This is a genomic window from Pseudomonas protegens (genome assembly GCF_003732485.1).
GTDB classification, from domain to species: Bacteria; Pseudomonadota; Gammaproteobacteria; order Pseudomonadales; family Pseudomonadaceae; genus Aquipseudomonas; species Aquipseudomonas protegens_B.
This window is the reverse complement of the sequence record NZ_MOAK01000082.1, coordinates 120,944-139,991: the sequence shown is the minus strand read 5'-3', so window position 1 is coordinate 139,991 and position 19,048 is coordinate 120,944. Positions and strand designations below refer to the sequence as shown.

16 protein-coding genes are annotated in these 19,048 nt (G+C 63.4%); 11 read left to right on the top strand and 5 right to left on the bottom strand.

Going from position 1 to position 19,048, the window contains the following annotated elements; all coding sequences use genetic code 11:
- The 3 genes from BLX41_RS26345 to BLX41_RS26335 all read right to left on the bottom strand — a co-directional run.
- Nucleotides 1–576: chemotaxis protein CheB (locus BLX41_RS26345; protein ID WP_148059780.1), on the bottom strand; the 576-nt coding region annotated here is incomplete at its 3' end.
- Nucleotides 573–1,388: a CheR family methyltransferase gene (locus BLX41_RS26340; RefSeq protein WP_123727259.1), complete on the bottom strand. Its 816-nt coding sequence runs from the start codon at nucleotides 1,386–1,388 to the stop codon at nucleotides 573–575. The genes BLX41_RS26340 and BLX41_RS26345, both read right to left, overlap by 4 nt.
- Entirely contained in the window at nucleotides 1,388–4,885 is a 3,498-nt protein-coding gene (locus BLX41_RS26335; protein WP_123727258.1) for a response regulator, read from the bottom strand. The genes BLX41_RS26340 and BLX41_RS26335 overlap by 1 nt, the downstream gene beginning before the upstream one ends.
- Before the next feature lie 255 nt (nucleotides 4,886–5,140).
- On the opposite strand from BLX41_RS26335, the gene BLX41_RS26330 reads away from it, so the two are divergent.
- From BLX41_RS26330 to BLX41_RS26290, 8 genes are all read left to right on the top strand, one after another.
- Nucleotides 5,141–5,500, top strand: coding sequence for a response regulator (locus BLX41_RS26330; RefSeq protein WP_123727257.1), 360 nt, complete (start codon nucleotides 5,141–5,143; stop codon nucleotides 5,498–5,500).
- A gap of 82 nt (nucleotides 5,501–5,582) precedes the next feature.
- Nucleotides 5,583–6,881, top strand: a complete 1,299-nt coding sequence (locus BLX41_RS26325) for a glycosyltransferase (RefSeq protein ID WP_123727256.1) — start codon at nucleotides 5,583–5,585, stop codon at nucleotides 6,879–6,881.
- A 282-nt stretch (nucleotides 6,882–7,163) separates the two neighbouring features.
- Nucleotides 7,164–8,069 (top strand): AraC family transcriptional regulator, encoded by a 906-nt coding sequence (locus tag BLX41_RS26315; RefSeq protein ID WP_123727254.1) that lies wholly within the window; start codon nucleotides 7,164–7,166, stop codon nucleotides 8,067–8,069.
- A gap of 536 nt (nucleotides 8,070–8,605) precedes the next feature.
- Complete coding sequence (gene efeU, locus BLX41_RS26310) at nucleotides 8,606–9,454, top strand: iron uptake transporter permease EfeU (RefSeq protein ID WP_123727253.1); 849 nt, start codon at nucleotides 8,606–8,608, stop codon at nucleotides 9,452–9,454.
- Nucleotides 9,455–9,463: 9 nt separating this feature from the next.
- Nucleotides 9,464–10,663 (top strand): iron uptake system protein EfeO, encoded by a 1,200-nt coding sequence (gene efeO / locus BLX41_RS26305; protein WP_123727252.1) that lies wholly within the window; start codon nucleotides 9,464–9,466, stop codon nucleotides 10,661–10,663.
- Nucleotides 10,664–10,678: 15 nt separating this feature from the next.
- Nucleotides 10,679–11,992: an iron uptake transporter deferrochelatase/peroxidase subunit gene (gene efeB / locus BLX41_RS26300; protein WP_123727251.1), complete on the top strand. Its 1,314-nt coding sequence runs from the start codon at nucleotides 10,679–10,681 to the stop codon at nucleotides 11,990–11,992.
- 35 nt (nucleotides 11,993–12,027) lie between these two features.
- Nucleotides 12,028–12,852: an iron uptake system protein EfeO gene (gene efeO / locus BLX41_RS26295; RefSeq protein WP_123727250.1), complete on the top strand. Its 825-nt coding sequence runs from the start codon at nucleotides 12,028–12,030 to the stop codon at nucleotides 12,850–12,852.
- 200 nt (nucleotides 12,853–13,052) lie between these two features.
- The gene (locus tag BLX41_RS26290) at nucleotides 13,053–14,258 is read left to right on the top strand and encodes an MFS transporter (RefSeq protein WP_123727249.1); all 1,206 of its coding nucleotides are present in this window, start codon (nucleotides 13,053–13,055) and stop codon (nucleotides 14,256–14,258) included.
- Between the two features lie 66 nt (nucleotides 14,259–14,324).
- Here the strand turns inward: BLX41_RS26290 and pssA are convergent, their stop codons facing one another.
- Nucleotides 14,325–15,668 carry a CDP-diacylglycerol--serine O-phosphatidyltransferase gene (gene pssA / locus BLX41_RS26285; RefSeq protein ID WP_123727248.1) on the bottom strand — a complete coding sequence of 448 codons (1,344 nt, stop codon included), beginning with the start codon at nucleotides 15,666–15,668 and terminating at the stop codon, nucleotides 14,325–14,327.
- 235 nt (nucleotides 15,669–15,903) lie between these two features.
- Here pssA and BLX41_RS26280 point away from each other — a divergent pair, with 235 nt between their 5' ends.
- Together BLX41_RS26280 and BLX41_RS26275 are read left to right on the top strand one after the other, a co-directional pair.
- Nucleotides 15,904–16,467: a TetR/AcrR family transcriptional regulator gene (locus BLX41_RS26280; RefSeq protein WP_123727247.1), complete on the top strand. Its 564-nt coding sequence runs from the start codon at nucleotides 15,904–15,906 to the stop codon at nucleotides 16,465–16,467.
- A gap of 58 nt (nucleotides 16,468–16,525) precedes the next feature.
- Nucleotides 16,526–17,005: a nuclear transport factor 2 family protein gene (locus BLX41_RS26275; protein ID WP_123727246.1), complete on the top strand. Its 480-nt coding sequence runs from the start codon at nucleotides 16,526–16,528 to the stop codon at nucleotides 17,003–17,005.
- A gap of 200 nt (nucleotides 17,006–17,205) precedes the next feature.
- Here BLX41_RS26275 and sfnG read toward each other — a convergent pair whose 3' ends face one another.
- Nucleotides 17,206–18,300, bottom strand: a complete 1,095-nt coding sequence (gene sfnG / locus BLX41_RS26270) for a dimethylsulfone monooxygenase SfnG (protein ID WP_123727245.1) — start codon at nucleotides 18,298–18,300, stop codon at nucleotides 17,206–17,208.
- A 377-nt stretch (nucleotides 18,301–18,677) separates the two neighbouring features.
- On the opposite strand from sfnG, the gene BLX41_RS36330 reads away from it, so the two are divergent.
- The coding region (locus tag BLX41_RS36330; protein WP_259745202.1) for an acyl-CoA dehydrogenase family protein at nucleotides 18,678–19,048 on the top strand (371 nt) is incomplete at its 3' end.

Sequence of the window (19,048 nt, the reverse complement as noted above, 5' to 3'; positions counted from 1 at the left end):
CAGACGGCTGATGCCGCGCAAAGGGAGAATGTAATCCGGTTGCTGCAGGGCCAGGGCCGCTTCCGGCATGGTCGCGACATGGGCTTCGCGGGGGTCCTGGACAATGGTCAGGCCGCCCTGGCGCTTGACCTCCGCCAACCCCCGGGCACCGTCCTGGTTGGCCCCGGTCAGGAGCACTGCAGCCAGGTTCACGCCATAGGCATCGGCGGCGGACTCGAACAGGTAGTCGATGGCGGGCCGGGAATGGTGCAGCCGCTCCTCCTGGCTCAGTGACAGGCTGCGGTCCTGCTCCACCGACAAGTGATAACCGGGGGCAGCGAAATACAAGGTGCCGGGGACGATCTGCTCCTTGTCGTCAGCCTCTTTCACCGGCAGCGCCAGGCGCCTGTCGAAGACTTCCGCCAACTGGCTGCGACGCTCGTCCGGCAGGTGCAGGACCACGATCACCGGCAGGCGAAAGTCCTGGGAAAAGTCACTGAACAGATTCAACAGCGCCTCCACGCCACCGGCGGATGCGCCCACCACGACGGCCTCGACCCGTGGCCAGAGGTTGTGCCCGGCAATCTCCTGATTCATGTCTTGCGGTAGATCCGTTCTTGTTTGACCAAGGGTTCGAAGTGCTTGCCATACGCGGAAAAGTCCAGGGTTTCCTTGCTGCCCAGCACCAGGAAGCCCCGATGGCAGAGCGACTCATGGAACAGGCCGAAGGCTCTGTCCTGCAACTTTTTATTGAAATAAATCAATACGTTACGACATGAAATCAATTGAGTTTCCGAAAATACGCTGTCGGTTGCCAGGCTGTGATCGGCGAAGGTCACGTTCTCCCTCAGGCTCTTGTCGAAGATCGCGTAATCGTAGGCCGCAGTGTAGTAGTCGGCAAAGGAACGCTGGCCGCCGGCCTGCTGGTAGTTGTGGGTGTAGGCCCGCACGTTCTCCAGGGAGAAGATGCCTTGCTTGGCCTTCTCCAGGGAGCTGGGGTTGATGTCCGTGGCATAGATGATGGTGCGCTCCAGCAGCCCTTCTTCGCGCAGCAGGATGGCCATGGAGTAGACCTCTTCCCCGGTGCTGCAGCCGGCGATCCAGATCTTGATCGACGGGTAGGTCCTGAGCAGCGGCACCACTTCCTGGCGGATCGCCAGGAAGTGCGACGGGTCGCGAAACATCTCGCTCACCGGAATGGTCAGGAACTGCAGCAACTGCATGAACGCCGTGGGGTCGTGCAGCACCCGTTCCTGCAGCGCGGAAATGGTCTTGCACTCGAACTGACGCAAGGCATGGTTGACCCGGCGCTTGATCGACGCCCCGGAGTAGTCGCGGAAGTCGTAGCTGTATTTGAGATAAATAGCTTCGATCAGCAAACGCAGTTCGATCTCGGTATTACGCTCCACTAAATTCTTTCCATCTTGGGTAGCCACACACGGATAAGGGAAAACAGCCGGTCCAGGTCGATGGGCTTGGCCAGGTAGTCGTTGGAGCCGGCCTGCAGGCAGCGTTCCTGATCATCCTTCATGGCCTTGGCGGTCACGGCGATGATCGGCAGCTTGCGCCAGCGCGGGTCCTTGCGGATCTGCACCGTGGCTTCGAAACCGTCCATCTCCGGCATCATCACGTCCATCAGCACCAGGTCGATATCCTCGACTTCATTGAGCCTGGCGATGGCTTCATGGCCGTTACGGCCGATCACCACCACCGCGCCCTTGTGTTCCAGGGCGCTGGTCAGGGCAAAGATGTTGCGCACGTCATCATCCACCAGGAGAATCTTGCGCCCCTCGAAGACCTTGTCGCGGCTGCGGGCGGTCTTGAGCATCTTCTGCCGCTCATGGGACAGCTGGGATTCGACTTTGTGCAGAAAAAGCGTCACTTCATCCAGCAGGCGCTCCGGCGAGCGGGCGCCCTTGATGATGATCGAACGCGAATACTTGCGCAGCTCGGCCTCTTCATCCCGGGTCAGGTTGCGCCCGGTATAGACGATTACCGGCGGGAAGGAGCAGATGTCCTCGGTGGACATGCGCTTGAGCAGGTCGTTGCCGAGCATGTCCGGTAGCTTGAGGTCGATGACCATGCAGTCGTAGACATTCTCGCGCAGCAGCTCCAGGGCATCCTGGGCCAGGCCCACGGCGGTGATCTCGATATCGTCGTCGCCGATCAGCCGGGCAATGCTGTCGCGTTGCAGGTCGTCGTCCTCCACCAGCAGCACGCGCTTGACCTTCTGCGTCAGCTTGGCTTCCAGACGGGCGAACACGTCCTTGAGCTCCTCGCGGGTGGTGGGTTTCACCGCATAGCCCACGGCGCCCATGTGCATGGCCGCTTCCACCCGGTCTTCCACCGAGATCACGTGCACCGGGATGTGCCGGGTCTGGGCATGTTCCTTGAGGCGCTGCAGCACGGTCAGGCCGGAGTGGTCGGGCAGGCGCATGTCCAGCAGGATGGCATCCGGGATGTACTGCTCGGCCAGGCTGTAGCCTTCGTCGGCGCCGTGGGCCACCAGGCAGTGGTAACCCAGTTCGTGGGCCAGATCGAAGAGGATATGCGCAAAGTTCGCCTCGTCTTCCACCACCAGGATGCAGCGGCTGCTGAACGGGGCCTTGTCCCGGTCATCGGCGAAGCGCGGGATCTCACTGCCAGGCACTTCGGCCACCGGCAGCGGCGCACTGGGCGCAGGTGGTGGTGGCGCCACTGGCATCACCGCAGGCACTGGCGCCTGCACTGGCAGGGCCGCTTCGCTGTACTGCTCCGGCAGCACCAGGGTGAAGATGCTGCCCCGTCCCGGTTCACTGCTGACGCTGATGGAGCCACCCAGCAAGGTCGCCAGATCCCGGGAGATCGACAACCCCAGGCCGGTACCGCCATAACGCCGGTTGGTGGTGCCGTCGGCCTGGCGGAAGGCTTCGAAAATGCTTTCCTGCTGGTCCTGGGCGATGCCGATCCCCGAATCCTGCACAGCGAAGGCGATACCGGCCCCCGGCTGAGCGGAAACGGTCAGGCTGACCTGGCCCTTTTCGGTGAACTTGACCGCGTTGGACAGCAGGTTCTTGAGTATCTGCTCGACCCGTTGGCGATCCGTGAACAGCATCTGTGGCGCCCCCGGTTGCAGCTCCACCTTGAATTCCAGGCCCTTGTCCGTGGTCAACGGCTGGAACAGGCTGCGCAGGCCGTCCACCAGGCGCGGCACTCGGGCATTTTCCGGGCGCACTTCGAGCTTGCCCGCCTCGACCTTGGAGATATCCAGGATGTCGTTGATCAGGTTCAGCAGGTCGTTGCCGGCGGAATAGATCGACTCGGCGAACTTGACCTGCTCGGCACTGAGGTTTTCCTGGGGGTTTTCCGCCAGCAACTTGGCCAGGATCAACGAACTGTTGAGCGGCGTGCGCAGTTCGTGGGACATGTTGGCGAGGAATTCGGACTTGTACTTGCTCGAGCGCTGCAGTTCTTCGGCACGCTCTTCGAGCTGGGTCTGCGCCTGGTTCAGTTCGTTGTTCTTGCGGTCCATGGCGTCGCGCTGCTCGGCCAGGATCTGCGCCTGCTCGGCCAACTGTTCGTTGGTCTGCTCCAGTTCCACCTGCTGCGTCTCCAGGTGCACCTGGGACTCCTTGAGAATCCGCGACTGCTCCTCCAACTCTTCGTTGGCGGTTTTCAGTTCTTCCTGCTGCACCTGCAACTCTTCGTTGAGCTGCTGGGTTTCGGCCAGCACTTCCTGGAGGCGCTGACGATAGCGCGCGGCTTCGATGGACGTGCCGATATTGCCGGCAATCAGTTCCAGCAACTCCACATCGCGGTCGCTCAACACTCGCAGGAAGCCCAGCTCGATCACGCCATTGACCCGGTCGTCGTCTCGGGTCGGCACCACCAGCACACTGCGCGGCGCGCCGTCGCCAAGGCCGGAGCTGACCTTGAAGTAATCCGCCGGCACATCGTCCAGGCGGATCAGGCGCTTGTGCTGCGCGGCCTGGCCCACCAGGCCCTCATCGCCGTACAGCGACTGTTCCTGGACTTCCTGCTCCCGGGAAAAACCATAAGAGGCCACACGCTTGAGGCCGCCGTGCTCCTCGCGAACATACAAGGCCGCCACCGGCGTCCCCAGGTAGTGGGCGCAGAACTGGAGGATATTGCGCCCCAGCAGGTTCAGGGTCAGTTGACCGAGCATCTGTTCGGCCAGTTCGGTCTGGCCGTTGCGCAGCCAGGCCTGCTGCTCCAGGCGCCGGGCGCTTTTTTCCTGGGCCTCGAGGTTGTCGCTGTAGCTTTTGGACAGTGCCAACAGGTCTCGACGCCCGACATAGGCCAGCAACGCGCTGATGCCCACCACGAACAGCAGGTACAGGACCACGCTGAAAATCGTGGTGCGGCTGACGCTTTCATTACGCTCCAGGCGCAACTGCTGCTCCATGACCACCGCATCGTCGTATTCCTTGCGGATCTCGTCGGTCAGGCGCTTGCCCCGCCCGGCCTGCACCGCGCCACGGTAGTCGCCGTTCTGCCGGCGCAGCTCGATCATGCTCTGGGCGAAGTTGTTCCACTCCACCTGCAGGGCTTCCAGGCGCTTGAGGCGGTCCACCTGCTGCGGGTTGTCCGCGACCAGATCGCGCAAGCCGTTGAGTTCGCTGAGGATGCGTGGCTTGGCCACTTCATAGGGGTCGAGGAAATGCTCATCGCCGGTGATCAGGAACCCGCGCATGCCGGTTTCCAGGTCGATGGTCAGGCGCGCCGCCTCGTTGAGATTGTTGATCACCCGGTCAGTGTGCTGCACCCACTGGATGACCGAGAGCAGGTAGGTGATCAGGGACACGAAAAAAACTGCGCTGAGCACGCCTACACCAAGGGGCAGGCTGATGTTGCGGGTCAGCAGCTTGCGAAAACTCTGTTCATCAACCGAGGACGGACGGATCATTTGATGGACCTTGGCGCTGGAAAAAAAAAACGAAGTTTGCCCCACATTCGGCCATCGCAGCTATTTTTTATAACCCATGGGTTCACAACTGCGATTTGACCTGCCCTGGGACAAGGGAAGCGGTTATTCTTGCCGACGCTTGTACAACAGCATTTTTTTGTACAGCCTCGGGAACTTGTGGCCAGCCGCCATTTACTGATGCACAGGGCCGCCTGTCGCAGCGCCCCGTACCATCCCTATCTTGAGAGAGTCCCTATGTCCGTCAGCGCCTCCACCATCCTAGTCGTCGAAGACGATGCCATCGTGCGCATGCTGATTGTCGATGTTCTCGAAGAGCTCGAATTCAGCGTCCTGGAGGCCGATGGCAGTGACGCCGCGCTGAGCCTGCTGGAGAACCCGGGACAGACCATCGACCTGCTGATGACCGATGTCGGCCTGCCCGGCATGAACGGCCGTGAACTGGCGGAGCGTGCCCGGCAACTGCGCCCGCAACTGCCGGTGCTGTTTGCCAGCGGCTATGCCGAGTCCATCGACGTGCCCGCCGGCATGTCGGTGATCGGCAAGCCCTTCTCCATCGACCAGTTGCGGGACAAGGTGCGCAGCATCCTCGGTTGAGCCCGGCGGCCTGATCCGCCGCTTGCACGCTGTGGTTTAATGGCGGCCTTTTTTTGCCCTTGCCTGCCAGGAATCGCCCCTCATGAGTCCCACCGCCGCAACCAAAGTCCTGATCATTGGTTACGTCTGGCCCGAACCCCGCTCCTCTGCCGCCGGCGGACACATGATGCAGATCCTCCAGAGTTTCCTCGACCAGGGCTGGGAGCTGACCTTCAGCAGCCCGGCCAAGGAAGGCGAACACAAGGAGGACCTGGCGGCCCTGGGCATCCGCGAATGCCCGATCGAACTCAACAACAGCAGTTTTGACCGTTTTGTCGCCGATCTGGCGCCGGACATCGTGCTGTTCGACCAGTTCATGATAGAGGAACAGTTCGGCTGGCGGGTCGAGCAACACTGCCCGAATGCCCTGCGTGTCCTGGAAACCTCGGACTTGCAATGCCTGCGCCATGCCCGCCATCAACGCCTCAAGGACCACCTCAAGGCCTGCGCCGACGAAGATGACTGCAGCGCCCTGTTCACTCAGGCAGGGGCGCAAGAGTTCCAGCACATGGCCGACACCGACCTGGCCAAGCGCGAGATCGCCGCTATCTATCGCTGCGACCTGAGCCTGATGATCTCCCAGGTGGAGATCGAGCTGCTGGTGCAGCAGTTCCGCCTGCCCCCGGCCCTGCTGCACTGGTGCCCACTGATGCTGGAACAACTGCCACAGGACTTCGCGCCCTTCGAGCAGCGAGCGCATTTCCTCAGCATCGGCAATTTCCGCCACGCGCCGAACTGGGACTCCGTGCTCTGGATGAAGAACCGCGTGTGGCCGCTGATCCGCCAGCAACTGCCCGGCGCCCGGTTGCACCTGTATGGCGCCTACACCCCGCCCAAGGCGGCAGCCCTGCACAACCCGGCCCAGGGCTTTTACATCATGAACTGGGCGCAAGACGCGCTGCAGGTGATGAGCGCCGCGCGGATCTGCCTGGCGCCCCTGCGTTTTGGTGCTGGCATCAAGGGCAAGCTGCTGGACGCCATGCTCTGCGGCACGCCCAGCGTCACCACGCCGGTGGGCAGCGAATCCATGTCCCAGGACGGCCTGCCCTGGCCGGGCGCAGTGGCCGAATCGGCCAGCGCCCTGGCGGCCGCGGCAGTGCGCCTGTACCAGGATCAGGCCTTGTGGGAGCAGGCCCAGGTCGATGGCGCCCGCTTGCTGGAGGCCCGCTATCGACAGCAGATCCACGGCCCGGCCCTGATCCAGCGCCTGCAGCACTGCCGCCAGCACCTGGAGTCTCTGCGCCGGGACAACTTCACCGGTGCCATGCTGCGCCACCACCATCACAAGAGCACCCAATACATGGCGCAATGGATCGAAGCGAAAAACCGCCCCGCCCCATAATCCCCCGCACCTACGGGCGAGACACACAAACTCCATGTAGGAGCCGGCTTGCCGGCGAAGAGGTCCGCAAGACATGCTGAGCCTGGGCGGACGCCTTCGCTGGCAAGCCAGCTCCTACGGGCAGACAGACGAACTCCGTGCAGGAGCCGGCTTGCCGGCGAAGAGGCCCGCAAGCCTTGCATCGCCCTCGAGGACACCTTCGCTGGCAAGCCAGCTCCTACTGGTGCGTGAACGGAGCACGAGGCATCATCAGCGGGCCAACAACAAGAACAGTCCCGCACCATGAGTCGAACCGGCAAGATCACCGACCCCTCCTACGAGTTGATGGACGACCACAACGGCCTGTCGATCATCTATCGCCAGCACGGCTTCCCCTGCCCCCTGGTGCGCTGGCACTTCCACAAGGAATACGAACTGCACCTGATCGTCGCCAGCTCCGGCAAGGTGTTCATCGGCGACTACATTGGCAACTTCTATCCGCAGACGCTGTTCCTGACCGGCCCCAACCTGCCCCACAACTGGATCAGCCAGGTGGCCGAGGACGAGGTCGTGGCCAAGCGCGACATGCTGGTGAACTTCACCGATGAACTGTTCGACAGCGGCAGCCAGGTGTTCACCGAGCTGAAGAACCTCGCCCCGCTGCTGGAGCGGGCGCAGTACGGCATCGAGTTCCGCTGCAAGCACACCATCGCCCAGGCGCTGCCCCTGATGCAGCGCATTGCCGATTCCAGCGGCATCACCCGCCTCGGCCACTTCTTCATTCTCATGGAACTGCTGGCAGCCTGCGACGACTACCAACTGCTGTCCGGCGCCACCCGCGTGCAACTGGCGGACGAACACAGTGTCGACCGCACCAACCGTGCCGTGGACTACATCTTTGCCCACTACGCCCGAGAGCTGCCCCTGGAGGAAGTGGCCCAGTACCTGGGGATGAAGCCCACCTACTTCTCCCGGGTGTTCAAACAGGCCACGGGGCGCTGCTTCATCGAGTTCGTCAATCGCCTGCGAATCAGCAAGTCCTGCGAACTGCTGGCCGATGGCGACAAACCGGTGACCGACGTGTGCTTCGAATCGGGATTCAACAACATCTCCAACTTCAACCGACGCTTCCAGCAACTCAAAGGCATGACCCCTTCCCATTACCGCCGCCTGGCGGTGCAACGGCTGACCGAACAGAACCTGGGCTGACCGCCCCGCCCCGCAGCAGCTGGCTTGCCAGCGAAGGCGTTCCAATGTCCTGCGCGGGGCTCGCGGACCTCTTCGCCGGCAAGCCGGCTCCTACACAGAACCCGCTCGCCCCGCCCCGCAGGAGCTGGCTTGCCAGCGGAGGCGTTCCAATGTCCTGGGCAGGGCTCGCGGACCTCTTCGCCGGCAAGCCGGCTCCTACACAGAACCCGCTCGCCCCGCCCCGTAGGAGCTGGCTTGCCAGCGAAGGCGTTCCAATGTCCTGCGCAGGGCTCAGGGGTCTCTTCGCCGGCAAGCCGGCTCCTACACAGAATCCGCTCGCCCCGCCCCGTAGGAGCTGGCTTGCCAGCGAAGGCGTTCCAATGTCCTGCGCAGGGCTCGGGGGTCTCTTCGCCGGCAAGCCGGCTCCTGCATAGCGCGAATATTGGTAAATAAATCTCGTTCAGCTCGCGTTCAGCCGATGTCAATAATCTTCATTTGGCAATGAGTATCATTATGTTACAAATTGCTTCCTTATCTCATTTGCCCGCCGGTGCTGAATGCTCGTTCCATTTCTGATCATGCTGCGCGAAGGGATTGAAGCCGCGCTCATCGTTGGCATCATCGCCAGCTACCTGAAGCAGACCGGTCGTGGCCAGTGGATGCCCGCGGTGTGGATCGGGGTGTTTCTCGCCGCGGCCCTGGCCCTGCTGGTGGGCGGCGGCCTGGAACTGATGAGCGCCGAATTCCCGCAAAAGCAGCAGGAACTCTTCGAGGGCATCGTCGGCCTGGTGGCCGTAGGGATTCTCAGTTCCATGGTGTTCTGGATGCGCAAGGTGGCGCGCTCGATCAAGCATTCCCTGCATGTATCCCTGGATCACGCCCTGGCCGGCTCCCGGCATCAGGTCACGGCGCTGATCGCCATGGTGTTCTTCGCCGTGGCCCGCGAAGGCCTGGAAACCGTGTTCTTCCTGCTAGCGGTGTTCCAGCAGAGCGAAGGCCCCGGCGCGCCGATCGGCGCTCTGCTGGGGCTGATCGTGGCGATCATCGTCGGTTTCCTGATCTATACCGGCAGCATGCGCTTGAACCTCGGCGCGTTCTTCCGCTGGACCGGGTTGTTCATCCTGGTGGTGGCCGCCGGCATTCTCGCCAATTCGGTGCAGGCCCTGCATGAAGCCGGGGTCTGGAACCAGCTGCAGACCGTGCTCTTCGATTTCAGCGCCAGCCTGCCCATGGATGGCCCGGTGGGCTCGGTGCTGGCCGGCATGTTCGGTTACCAGGACGCGCCCACCCTCAGCACCCTCGGCGCCTATGTGCTGTACCTGGCCGTGACCCTGGTGCTGTTCTTCCTGCCCGGCGGCGCCCCGGCCAAGGCGCCCGGCTCAGCGTCTTCCGTTTCCAGTCAGTAAGGCTCCCCAATGACCCAGCAAGCCTCTCCCCAGGCCTCGCCGCCCCGCGCCTTGCGCTGGGCGGTTGCCGGCTCGGTGATCGTCATGATCGCCGCCGGCGGGCTGTTCTATTACGCCTCGCAACGGGCCGCCAGCAAGCGCCAGGCCCACCAGGGCGAAATCACCGTGACCATCCATCCCCACAGCTGTGAGCCCAACGCGCTGACGGTACCGGCAGGCCACGCCAGCTTTCGCATCGTCAACCGCTCGGACCGCGCCGTGGAATGGGAAATCCTCGATGGCGTACTGGTGGTCGAGGAACGGGAGAACATTGCCCCCGGCCTGAGCCAGGTGATCAATGCCAACCTGGCGCCCGGGGACTACGCCATCACCTGCGGCCTGCTGAGCAACCCCCGGGGCACCCTGCAGGTGACCCCCACCGCCGAATCCGACGCCCAGGCCAAGGCGCGGCCATCAATGGTGGCCTTTATCGGCCCGCTGTCGGAATTCCGGGTTTACCTGAGCATCCAGGGCAGCGCCCTGATCAAGGCGGTGAACGCCCTGCAACAGGCCATCGATGCCGGTGACCTGAAGCAGGCCCAGGCCCTGTACCTGCCGGCCCGCGCTGCCTATCAGCGCCTGGCTCCGGCCGCCCAGCGCCTGGCCGAACTGGACAACGCCATCAACGCCCGTGCCGATTATTTCGAACGGCGGGAGCAGGACCCGGGCTTCAGCGGCTTCCATCGCCTGGAACACGGCCTGTTCCAGACACGCGACCTGGCCGGCCTGGCTCCGGTAGCCCAGCGCCTGTCCAGCGACGTCTCGCGCCTCAAGGAGCAACTGCTGGCCCAAACCCTGCCGCCGGAACAACTGGTCAGCGTGGTCGCGCGCTCCATCCGCAGCATGGCCGACCTGCGGGCCAGCAGCGGCGAGGAAGAACGCTACAGCCACAGTGACCTCAACGGTTTTGCCGCCAACCTGGCGACCACCCGCAAGGTCATCGACCTGCTGCGCCCCTTGCTGGCCAAGTCCGCCGCCCAGTTGCTGCCCCAGGTCGACAACGCCGCGAACGCCCTGGACACCCGCATCGCCAGCCTGCGCGACGGCTTCGGCTACCTGGACTACGACAAGGTCACCGCCGAACAACGCAAAGAGATCGCCGACAAGGCCAAGGCCCTGGCCGACGCCCTCGACGCCATCGATCCCGCACTCGGCCTTTCCGGCCTGTAACCAGACGAGTTTTCAATGAACGATTCAGATCAGTCCAACCCGTCCTTTTCCGCCCAGCGCCGTCGCGTGCTGCTGGGCATGGGCGCCGCCGGGGTGGCCCTGGCCGGCAGCAGCCTGAGTGGCCCGGCCATGGCCGCCGGCGCCGCGGCCCAGGTCACCGAGGCGCCCAGCAGCGACAAGACCCAGGACCGCCACGACTTCCACGGCCGGCACCAGAGCGGCATCGTCACCCCGCGCCCGGCCGCGGGCATGCTGGTGTCCTTCGATGTGCTGGCCAACGACCGCGACGACCTGGAGCGGTTGTTCCGCACCCTCAATGAGCGCATCGCCTTTCTCATGAGCGGCGGGCCGGTGGCCCAGGTCGACCCTAAACTGCCGCCCCTGGATTCCGGCATCCTCGGCCCGGTGGTGACCCCGGACAACCTGACCATCACCGTGTCGGTGGGCGAATCGTTGTTCGACGAACGCTTTGGCCTGGCCGCCGCCACACCCAAGCGCCTGATCCGCATGGTGGGTTTTCCCAACGATGCCCTGGAGCCGGCCTGCTGCCATGGCGACCTGAGCCTGCAGTTCTGCTCCAACACCGCCGACACCAATATCCACGCCCTGCGCGACATCGTGAAGAACCTCCCCGACCTGCTGCTGGTGCGCTGGAAGCAGGAAGGCAGCGTGCCGCCCCAGGCCCCGGCCAAGCCCGGCGAACCGGCGCAAAGCGCGCGCAACTTCCTGGGTTTTCGCGATGGCTCGGCCAACCCGGACTCCAATGACCAGCAGGCCATGCAGCAGATCGTCTGGGTCCAGCCCGGCAGCGACGAACCGGCCTGGGCGGCTCACGGCAGCTATCAGGCGGTGCGGATCATCCGCAATTTTGTCGAGCGCTGGGACCGCACCCCGCTGCAGGAACAGGAAAGCATCATCGGCCGGGTCAAGACCACGGGCGCGCCCATGGATGGCCAGAAGGAAAGCCAGGTACCCGACTACGCCCGGGACCCCCACGGCAAGCTGACCAAGCTCGATGCCCACATCCGCCTGGCCAACCCGCGTACGGCGCAGAGCCAGCAGAACCTGATCCTGCGCCGGCCGTTCAACTACTCCAACGGGGTCAACAAGAACGGCCAGCTGGACATGGGCCTGCTGTTCATCTGCTACCAGGCGGACCTGGAGAAAGGCTTTATCGCCGTACAGACCCGTCTGAACGGCGAACCCCTGGAGGAGTACCTCAAGCCCACTGGCGGCGGTTACTTCTTCACCTTGCCGGGGGTCACCGGCAAAGAGGATTTCATCGGGCGTTCGCTACTCGATGCCACCCGACCTAAAAGCACTGCCTGATCCCCATGACACAACAACCCCCACGGAAAAGTCCCATGAAAAAGTCGCCTCTCGCTGTGTTGCTGACCCTTGGCTTGCTCCACGCTCCGTTGTCGGCGATTGCCGCTACCGCGCCCCTGGAGCTGGTGGGGCCGATCTCCGACTACAAGATCTACGTCACCGAGCAGCTCGACGAACTGGCCAGCCACACCCAGCTATTCACCGACGCGGTGAAAAAGGGCGACCTGGCCGCCGCCAAGAAGCTCTACGCGCCGACCCGGGTCTACTACGAGTCGATCGAACCGATCGCCGAGCTCTTCAGTGACCTCGACGCCTCCATCGACTCGCGGGTCGACGACCACGAGAAAGGCGTCAAGGCCGAAGACTTCACCGGCTTCCATCGCCTGGAATACTCGCTGTTCTCGGAAAACAGCACCGAAGGTCTGGGCGAGTTGGCCGACGGCCTGGACAAGGACGTCAAGGACCTGCAAACCCGCGTCGCCGGCCTGACCTTCCCGCCGGAAAAAGTCGTGGGTGGCGCTGCCGCGCTGCTGGAAGAGGTGGCCGCAACCAAGATCTCCGGTGAAGAAGACCGCTACAGCCACACCGACCTCTACGACTTCCAGGGCAACATCGACGGGGCGAAGAAAATCGTCGACCTGTTCCGTCCGCAGATCGAGAAACAGGACAAAGCCTTTGTCGCCAAGGTGGACAAGAACTTCGCCACGGTGAACAAGATCCTCGCCAAGTACAAAACCCCTGACGGCGGCTTCATGACCTACGACAAGGTCAAGGAAAACGACCGCAAGGCCCTGGTCGGTCCGGTCAACACCCTGGCCGAAGACCTCTCCACCCTGCGCGGCAAACTGGGCCTGAACTGAGCCCAACACCCAACCCGCCCCCACTGTAGGAGCTGGCTTGCCAGCGAAAGCGATCTTGAGCTCAACACCCGCCTCAAGGCCCTCTTCGCCGGCAAGCCGGCTCCTACAGGGCGTTGCCATCATGGGTGCAGATAACGCTGGGCTGTTGCCCGTTATCCCGATAACGTTCACGGCCCAACGGCTTTCATGGAAGACCCACTATGTCTCGCTCCACAGCAGCGGCCACGCCGCTGGCTGCCAAACCTTTCTCGCTGTTGCCGCTGATGGCCGCCTACATGGCTTGCACCATGTCGATGATGGCCTTCGTTTCGCTGATCGGCCCGATCTCCCGGGCCCTGCACCTGGAAACATGGCACGCCGGCGCGGCCGTCACCGTTTCCGGGGTGATCTGGATGCTCCTGGCACGCCCCTGGGGCCAGGCCAGCGACCGCTTCGGCCGGCGTCGGGTGCTGTTGCTGGGCACCGCAGGCTTCACCCTCGCCTATTGGGCCCTGTGCCTGTTCATCGACCTGTCGCTGCAGTCGCTGCCGAGCGTCGCCATGGCCTTTCTCGGCCTGATGCTCGGCCGCGGCCTGATCGGCGCCTTCTATGCGGCGATCCCGGTGGGCGGCTTCGCCCTGATCGCCGATAACGTCGAACCCCAGCACCGTGCCCGCGCCATGGCCACCCTGGGCGCCGCCAACGCCGTGGGCCTGGTGGTGGGCCCGGCGGTGGCCGCCTTGCTGGCCCGCTACAGCCTGAGCCTGCCGTTCTACGCCATGGCGGTACTGCCGTTGCTGGCATTCCTGGTGCTGCGCTACCAGTTGCCACGCCAGGAACTGCACCTGGCCCAGGCCCCGACCCGAGTGCGCCTGGGCGACCCGCGGCTGCGCCGGCCCATGGTGGTGGCCTTTGTTGCCATGCTCTGCGTGTCGATTGCCCAGATCACCGTCAGCTTCTATGCCCTGGACCGGCTGCGCATGAGCCCCGCCGATGCCGCCCAGACGGCCGGGGTGGCCCTGGCCATGGTCGGCGTGGCGCTGATCTGCGCGCAGTTGGTGGTGCGCAAGCTGGAATGGCCGCCGCTGCGGATGATCCGCTACGGCGCCCTGCTGTCGGCGCTGGGCTATGCCGGCAGCATGCTGGTGGACAGCGCCTGGGGCCTGTGGCTGGCGTTCTTTGTTTCGGCGGCGGGCATGGGTGGGGTGTTTCCATCGTTCTCGGCCCTGGCGGCGAATGCCGTACAGGCCTCGGAACAGGGCGCGACTGCCGGTAGCATCGGCGCCGCCCAGGGCCTGGGCGTGGTCATCGGACCCATGGCCGGCACCCTGATCTACGCCATCGAACCGCGCCTGCCCTACCTGCTGGCGGCGGTGCTGCTGGTCCTGATCGCCATCTGGCCAAACCCACAGCCCAAAGACCTGTAGCCATTGCCGCAGGCTGCGACAGGCCCCGACGGGGCCTGATGGCTCGCAGCCGATCCCAGCAGCGGTTTACAACATGCGATAGAGCAGACGCTCGATGCGCACACGGCTGACCCGACGCAGGAACTTGCCCACCGCCTCGGGGTAGTCCACCAGGCTGTCCAGGTACTGGAAGTGCTCGATGCGCCGGGTATGACGGAAGATCTCGGCCTGTTCGGCGCTCCGCGCCTGCAGCAACTCGCCCTTGGGATCGTCCAGCAACAGGGCGTTCTCCAGGTCCAGGCGGAAGGCCCGGGGATTGAGGTTGTTGCCGGTAAGCAAGGTGTAGCGCTCATCCACCCACATGCCCTTGAGGTGGTAGGTGTTGTCGCCGTCACGCCACAGGTGCAGGTTGAGCAGACCACTGTCGATGACTTTCTGGTGACGCTTGGCAAAGCGTCGCAGGCTGATCTCGTACAGGTAAGGCAGGGCCGCGATGACCTTGAACGGCTCGCTGGGCGGGATGTAGAAGTCGTTGGCGGTCTTGTCGCCGACAATGATGTCGATCTTCACCCCGCGCTCCAGGGCCCGATTGATTTCCCGGGTCACCATCAAGGGCAGGTTGAAATACGGGGTGCAAATGGTCAGTTGCTGCTGGGCCCCGGCGATCAGCTCGCAGATGACCCGGTTCAGCGGGTTACCCTTGCCGACCCCGAGCAACGGACTGACCGACAGCCCGCTCTTGTCCAGGCCACCGGCGGCGGTGTCGTAGGTGGCGTGCTTGAGGCGGCTGCGCAAATCGCCGATGTCGTTGCGCAGGCTGCGGGTGGTCGGCAGGTTCGGCAGGTCAAGACGATGTACCGCCCGCGACGCCACCAGACCGTGCTGCACCAGATGATGCATGGAGTCGGCCAGGGCGCGGTTGTGCAGCAGGTGGTAACGGTCGAAGCGGTACTTGTCGAACTTGTGCAGGTACACGTTGTTCAGGCTGGCGCCGCTGTAGAGCACGCAATCGTCGATCACGAAGCCCTTGAGGTGCAGCACCCCGAACAGCTCGCGGGTCTGTACCGGCACGCCGTAGATCGGCACTTCGCTGGCGTGGGTCCGGGTCATTTCCTGATACCAGGCCGAGTTGCCCGGTTGCTTGCCGGCGCCGATCAGGCCGCGCTGGGCCCGCAGCCAGTCCACCACCACAACCACCTCGAGTTCCGGGCGCGCGGCCTTGGCGGCATGCAGGGCATCGAGGATTTCCTGACCGGCCTCATCCTGCTGCAAGTACAGCGCGACGATATAGATGCGCCGCCGGGCCTGGGCAATTTGCTCCAGCAGAGTGCGACGAAATTGCGCAGCGCCGGTCAGAGTGGTGAAGGCTTCGGCAGCCAGGGGGAAGCTGCGCAGTTTGGGCAGCAAGGAACGTTTGAAAAGCGACGGCATAGGGCTCGCAGTGGCTCAAATCCAAAGAGCGCAAGAGCTTACACCATGGAACAGGCTGAGTCCCCTCTCAGCCCGCTCTGAAGTAACCGGCTTGCCGGCGAAAAGTACCTTGAGTCTTGCGTTGCCCTGGAAATCGCCCTCCCCGGCAAGCCAGCACCTACGAGAAATACAGCCGGAGATTAAAATTAGAACAACAGGATTGACCAAGGAGAACGATCGTTCTACTCTTTGCCCCATGAACGAAATCACTCCCTCTGAAACACGCGACATCATCCTCGACGTCACCGAGAAGCTGATCTACAAGAGCGGCATTGCCGCCACGGGCATGGATCTGTTGGTGAAGACCGCCGGGGTGTCGAGAAAGAGCGTCTATCGCTATTTCAGCAACAAGGACGAACTGGTGGTGGCCGCCCTGGAACGTCGCGACCAGCGCTGGATGCACTGGTACAGGACTGAAGTGGGCAAGGCCGAAGGCTCTGCACAGCGGCTGCTGGCACTGTTCAGCGTCCTCAAGGACTGGTTCGGGTCCGAAGGTTTCCGCGGCTGCGCCTTTATCAACACCAGCGGCGAGACCGGCGATCCCCGGGACCCGGTGCGCCAGGTGGCGAAACAACATAAACAGAAACTGCTCGACTACGTGACCGAGCTTTGCCAGGAACATGGCGTGCAACATCCAAAGGAACTGGCAGCGCAACTGCTGATCCTGATCGATGGCGCCATTACCGTTGCCCTTGTCATGGGCGATCACAGTGCTGCTGATAATGCGCAATGCATGGCGCGAAAGTTATTGGACCTCTGATTGTTTTAAACAAGAGCAACTTTTTTGTTTGAACAGCAACTTTCATTGGAGACAGATCATGTCGTCTAACGCTCAAGTGCGCCCGCCTCTTCCGCCTTTCACTCGCGAGTCGGCGATTGAAAAGATCCGTCTGGCCGAAGATGGCTGGAACTCCCGGGACCCGGAGCGGGTATCCCTGGCGTATACCCTGGATACCCAATGGCGCAACCGCGCCGAGTTCGCCCACAACCGCGAAGAAGCCAAGGCCTTCCTCGCCCGCAAATGGGCCAAGGAACTGGATTACCGCCTGATCAAGGAGCTCTGGGCCTTTACCGACAACCGCATCGCCGTACGCTACGCCTATGAATGGCATGACGACTCGGGCAACTGGTACCGCTCTTACGGCAACGAAAACTGGGAATTCGACGAGCAGGGACTGATGGCCCGGCGTTTTGCCTGCGTCAACGACATGCCGATCAAGGCCACCGAGCGCAAATTCCACTGGCCCCTGGGCCGGCGCCCGGATGACCACCCGGGCCTCAGTGACCTGGGCCTGTAACCCACCCGCCCCCGTAGGAGCTGGCTTGCCAGCGAAGGCGTCCTCAAGCCTTGCACAAGACCCAGGGGCCCTTTCGCCGGCAAGCCGGCTCCTACAAGCAACCTCGCACAACCTTCCCGTAGGAGCTGGCTTGCCAGCGAAAGCGTCCTCAAGCCCTGCGCCAGGCTGGTTAACCTCTTCGCCGGCAGGCAACGCGCCGTTCACGCCGCAGCTTCTTGCTCCTTGAGCCGGGCCTGGGCTTCCAGTTCGCGCACCAAGGGCAGTACGCGCTTGCCGAAATACTCAACCTCCTCCTGAAAATGCAGGAAGCCCGCCAGGACCAGGTCCACCCCCACCGCCTTCAAGGCGACAATCCGTTGGGCAATCTGCTGCGGGGTGCCGATCAGGTTGGTCTTGAAGCCATCGTTGTACTGCACCAGATCCTCAAAGCTGGACTTGGCCCAATTGCCCTCACCCTCCGGTGAGGCCTTGCCGGCCTGCTTCGCCGCATCGCCAAAGGCATTCACCGCCTCCGGATCGGCCTTGTCGATGATTTCTGCCAGCACCGCCCGGGCTTCTTCCTCGGTGTCCCGGGCGATCACAAAGGCATTCACCCCGACTTTCACCGAATGCTGGTTGGCAGCGGCCTTGGCACGGATATCGTCAACCTGGGCCTTGATGCCCTCCACGCTGTTGCCATTGGTGAAGTACCAGTCCGACACCCTGGCGGCCATGTCACGGGCCGCCCGCGAGCTGCCGCCCTGGAAGATTTCCGGTTGCCCCAGGGGCTTGGGTTTGAGGCTGTAGTTGTCGAAGCGATAGAAGTCCCCCTTGAAGGTGAAGTGGTCCTGGCTCCAGATCCCGCGCAGGGACCGGATGAACTCCTCGGAGCGGCGATAACGCTCATCGTGTTCGAGCCAGTGCTCGCCGATGGCCTGGAACTCGCCCTTGAACCAGCCGCTGACAATGTTCACCGCGATGCGGCCATTGGTCAGTTGATCGATGGTGGCCAGCTGCTTGGCCGCCAGGGCGGGTTGCCAGGGCCCGGGCAGGATCGCCGCGATCACCTTGAGCTTGTCGGTAGCCGCCAACAGCGCATGACTGAAGGCCACCGACTCATGCTGGTATTCAGCGCCGTAGCCGGCGGTGAAGCGGATCTGCGTCAAGGCATATTCAAAGCCCGCCGCTTCGGCGATCTGCGCCAGCTTGCGGTTGTAGTCGATGCCCCAGTGGGTGCGCTGTTCGATCTTGCTCACCACCAGCCCGCCGCTGACGTTAGGCACCCAATAAGCAAATTTGACGGCTTGCTGACTCATGGTTCGTTCCTCGGGACAGGTAAAGGTGCAAGGACCAGAGCAGCAAGCGTGCCAGCGCCCGACATCGTCGGAGCAAACCTCGCACCGGCGGCCGGGCAAGGCACTGGCCGGCGGCGCTGGGCCGGGCTCGCAGCCGTTGGCCGGGGTCGCAAGGGTTGCCTCGTTGCCGCCCCGCGAGCGCCGCTTGCAACAGCGGCTACAGACCGCCCAAAAACCTGCAATCAAACGATTTGTTGATCAACTGTTGCCCGGACAACAGTTGCCAGACACTCGTCCCCACCCGCGCCCAGGCAAACCGGCACTCGGGACTTCGGCATGCTGTGTGCAATCAACCTCGACACGTACTGTTCTTTTCTGCCTACCCCAGGAGCAACACCATGACCGAACATCAGGTAATCAATCCGCTGTCCACAGGCGTCGACTACGAGGCCCTGGCAGAACGGTTCCGGCCGATCTTCCAGAAGATCGCCGCCGGCGCCGTGGAGCGCGAGCACAGCCGCAGCCTGCCCTATGAACCTATCCAATGGCTCAAGGAGTCCGGCTTCGGCGCGCTGCGGGTACCGGTGGAATACGGTGGTGGCGGCGCCTCCCTGCCCCAGCTGTTTCAACTGCTGATCGAGCTGGCCGAAGCCGATGCCAATGTGCCCCAGGCCTTGCGCGGGCACTTCGCCTTTGCCGAGGATCGCCTCAATGCGCCCCCAGGCCCGGCCCGGGACCTGTGGTTCAAGCGCTTTGTCGAGGGCGATAT

Coding starts and splice junctions, on each gene's coding strand:
- BLX41_RS26335 (WP_123727258.1), bottom strand. CDS start 4,885: ATGATCCGTCCGTCCTCGGTTGATGAACAGAGTTTTCGCAAGCTGCTG.
- BLX41_RS26330 (WP_123727257.1), top strand. CDS start 5,141: ATGTCCGTCAGCGCCTCCACCATCCTAGTCGTCGAAGACGATGCCATC.
- BLX41_RS26325 (WP_123727256.1), top strand. CDS start 5,583: ATGAGTCCCACCGCCGCAACCAAAGTCCTGATCATTGGTTACGTCTGG.
- BLX41_RS26315 (WP_123727254.1), top strand. CDS start 7,164: ATGAGTCGAACCGGCAAGATCACCGACCCCTCCTACGAGTTGATGGAC.
- efeU (WP_123727253.1), top strand. CDS start 8,606: ATGCTCGTTCCATTTCTGATCATGCTGCGCGAAGGGATTGAAGCCGCG.
- efeO (WP_123727252.1), top strand. CDS start 9,464: ATGACCCAGCAAGCCTCTCCCCAGGCCTCGCCGCCCCGCGCCTTGCGC.
- efeB (WP_123727251.1), top strand. CDS start 10,679: ATGAACGATTCAGATCAGTCCAACCCGTCCTTTTCCGCCCAGCGCCGT.
- efeO (WP_123727250.1), top strand. CDS start 12,028: ATGAAAAAGTCGCCTCTCGCTGTGTTGCTGACCCTTGGCTTGCTCCAC.
- BLX41_RS26290 (WP_123727249.1), top strand. CDS start 13,053: ATGTCTCGCTCCACAGCAGCGGCCACGCCGCTGGCTGCCAAACCTTTC.
- pssA (WP_123727248.1), bottom strand. CDS start 15,668: ATGCCGTCGCTTTTCAAACGTTCCTTGCTGCCCAAACTGCGCAGCTTC.
- BLX41_RS26280 (WP_123727247.1), top strand. CDS start 15,904: ATGAACGAAATCACTCCCTCTGAAACACGCGACATCATCCTCGACGTC.
- BLX41_RS26275 (WP_123727246.1), top strand. CDS start 16,526: ATGTCGTCTAACGCTCAAGTGCGCCCGCCTCTTCCGCCTTTCACTCGC.
- sfnG (WP_123727245.1), bottom strand. CDS start 18,300: ATGAGTCAGCAAGCCGTCAAATTTGCTTATTGGGTGCCTAACGTCAGC.